Here is a 2,875-nt window from a genome sequence, read left to right as displayed (position 1 = left end):
CATGTACACGAGCAGGACGCCGCGCGAGAACAGGCTCGTCCGGGGTAGTTCAAACGGGCGAAACTGTACGCGCCGAACGTCGAGACGACGACGGACATCCCGCGGTAATCACCGAAATGATGAGGCTGTTTTTGAAGTACGTGACGAACGGGAACGTCTCGGGGCTGAAGACGCTCTCGTAGTGTTTCAGCGTCAGGTCCTGTGGCACGAACGACGGCGGGAGCGAGTAGATAGCGCTCTCCGGCATGAAGCTCGTGACGACCATCCAGTAGAACGGAAGGAGCGAGACGAACAGCGTCAGCGCTATCGCCCCGTAGAACACGACCCGTTCCCACAGGCTGGTTTCGATGCGACTTCGTCCGAAGGCGTTACCGAAGCCCTCGGACACCGTAGCGAGTATCGTTTGTATCATGTGTTACCACTCCAGAATCCAGCTGACGTACACGAGCACGAACACCATCAGCGCGACGAAAAGCACCATCGCGATGGCGGCCGCCTGCCCGTGATTGTAGTTCGCGAACGCCGTCTGGTAGGCGTACAGCGACAGGGTGTTTACCTTCTTGGTCAGCAGCCAGATGTCGGCGAACTTGTTGAAGTTCCAAATCCAGCGAAGCAGGAAGACGGTGGCGAGGACGTACTTCAACTCGGCGAGTGTGATGTCCTTGAACCGGGCGATGTATCCCGCACCGTCTATCTTCGCCGCCTCGTACATGTCGCTCGGAATCGCTTGCAGTCGAGCGATTATCATCAGGAACGCAAACGGGAAGTAGCGCCACGCGTCGAATGCGATGACCGTCCAGAGCGCGGTTTTCGCGTTGTTCAGCAGGTCGATGTCCCCGCCGTAGATGCCGAGGACGTTACTGAGGAAGTACGGAACCATGCCGTACAGCGGGTCCAACAGCCACTGCCAGACGTAGGCCACCGCGATGAGCGGGGCGACGTACGGCAACAGCATGAGGCCGCGGACGAGGCGACGGCCGCGGAATTTCCGGTTGAACAGAATTGCGACGCCGAGTCCGCCGACGGTCGCGAGCAGGTCGCTGAGGAGCGTGAAGATGACCGTCGTTTTGAGCGCATCCCAGAACTCGCCGCTCGAAAGGAGGGTTCGGTAGTGTTCGAGACCGACCCACGTCGGGGAAGCGTCGGGTGACAGGGGGACGTTCGTAAAGCTCAGGTAAACGTTGTAGAGGACGGGGTACACGATGACTGCGGCGACCAGCAACAACGCCGGTGCGATGAGCAGATAGCCGAGAATGGCCTCCTTCTGCTCCACGGTATAATCGCCGTCCAGCGACAGCTTCGTACGATTTGCTAAACTCATGAGTAAAATTGGGTCATGGTCGGTTTCGAGCGAGATCGATTACTCCTTGATGGCGTCACGCATCTTCTTCGCCTGCTCTTTGGCGACGGTGTCGGCGCTCTCGCCGTCCGTCACGCGGGAGATAGCCTCGGCGACGAGGAACTTGTTCGTGATGTTGCCGAGTTCCGGGAACGCCTTGCCGTCGACGTAGCCGAAGCGCTCGATGTTCTCGAAGGCGGCAGACACGTCCTCCACTGTCGAACCCCACGCTTTCAGCGTCTCGTTGTCCTTGAACTCGTCGCTGCTCGCGGTTTTCTTGAGAACGGGGTTCATTCCGCCAGGGGCCATGTGGAGCCAGTCGACGTACTTCTTCGTCATCATGTACTCACACAGCGTCTTTCCGGATTCGAGCTGGCCGTCTGAGGTCGACTCGAAGAGGTTGAGACCGACGATTTGGCCGAACGAGCTCTTGCGCTTGTGTTCGACGTACGGGGCAAAGCCGGTGTCCTTCACCATCTTCTCGCCCTTGTCGACGAGGTCCCCCATGATGAACGTCGAGTACTGGATGAGGTGGGACTGTTCGTTGAGGAACGTGTTGTTCGCGGTCTTCCACGTGTCCTTGCCCGGCGGCGTGTATTTCGAGAGTTTGCCGTAGAAGTCGAGGGCCTCTATCATCTCTTTGCTGTCGAATACGATGTTGCCCTCCTTGTCGAACACGCGTGCGCCGTTCGAGCGGGCGAAGGGCGTGAAACACTGACGGGCGAACGCCGTCTTCTTCGTGCCGACGACGATACCATACTGGTTCTTATCGGGCTTGTGGAGCGTCTTTGCCGCCTTCAGCATGGCGTCCCACGTCGTCGGCTGTTTCAATCCGTTGTCCTCCAAGACACTCTTTCGGAACCACATCCCCTCGACCCACCCGTACATCGGAATCGCGTAGTGGCCGCCGTCGGGCGCTTTCGTGAGGTCAAGTGCGCCTTTGTAGAACTTGTCCTTACCGATAGAGCTGATGACGTCGTCGGCCGCTTTCGTCGAGAGAAGACCGCCGCTGCCGAGCTTTTGCATCGGCGAGAGGCCGAACTCCGCGACGGTCGGAAGCGTGTCGGATGCGCGGGCTGACGAAATCCGGGTCGGCAGGTCGTCTTCCTTGACCGCGTTCATCGTGACCTTCGCTTCGTGGTTCGATTCGAACGAGTCGAGGACGCCGTTGATGACCTTCTTGCGGTCGTTTTCCACGTTGCTCGTCCAGAAAGTGATGTCCTTGGATTCGCTGTCACTACCACTGCCGCCGAGACTGCCGAGACAACCGGCGAGCGCCGTTACGCCAGCCGCCCCGCCGAGTGATTTTAGCACCGTACGCCGCGTTTTTTCCCCGTGTTGTAGTCGCCTGTCATAGGTATTCTTTCCTACTTCAACCATGAAGAATAAGACATATATAAATCTTGCCCATAGATTTGATACAGGAGTGAATATGAGAATTCGCATGGTCGGTACGAGGCACAATTCAGAAATTTCGGTTAGAAGATTCAACTTGATAGGATGGCAAGCAATACACAGATGGACATCGACGAACTT

The 2,875-nt window shown here is 57.7% G+C and carries 3 protein-coding genes; all 3 read right to left on the bottom strand.

The window, feature by feature from the left end; translation table 11 throughout:
- Window positions 1-49: 49 nt before the first annotated feature.
- Genes BG842_RS12145 through BG842_RS12135 form a run of 3 tightly spaced genes read right to left on the bottom strand, consistent with a single transcriptional unit; the run spans window position 50 to window position 2,653 of the window.
- Entirely contained in the window at window positions 50-412 is a 363-nt protein-coding gene (locus BG842_RS12145) for a hypothetical protein (RefSeq protein WP_254663121.1), read from the bottom strand.
- A 3-nt stretch (window positions 413-415) separates the two neighbouring features.
- On the bottom strand, window positions 416-1,321 hold the full coding sequence (locus BG842_RS12140; RefSeq protein ID WP_069450932.1) for a carbohydrate ABC transporter permease: 906 nt from the start codon (window positions 1,319-1,321) through the stop codon (window positions 416-418).
- A gap of 39 nt (window positions 1,322-1,360) precedes the next feature.
- A complete protein-coding gene (locus tag BG842_RS12135) occupies window positions 1,361-2,653 on the bottom strand; it encodes an ABC transporter substrate-binding protein (protein ID WP_254663120.1) in 1,293 nt (430 codons plus the stop codon).
- Between the last annotated feature and the right edge of the window lie 222 nt (window positions 2,654-2,875).

The sequence above is a fragment of the Haladaptatus sp. W1 genome (assembly GCF_001723155.1).
GTDB lineage: Archaea > Halobacteriota > Halobacteria > Halobacteriales > Haladaptataceae > Haladaptatus > Haladaptatus paucihalophilus.
This window is presented reverse-complemented; position numbering and strand designations above follow the sequence as displayed.

What these genes read in the sequence shown, in the direction of transcription:
- BG842_RS12145 (WP_254663121.1), bottom strand. Translation starts at nt 412, where the DNA reads ATGATACAAACGATACTCGCTACGGTGTCCGAGGGCTTCGGTAACGCC.
- BG842_RS12140 (WP_069450932.1), bottom strand. Translation starts at nt 1,321, where the DNA reads ATGAGTTTAGCAAATCGTACGAAGCTGTCGCTGGACGGCGATTATACC.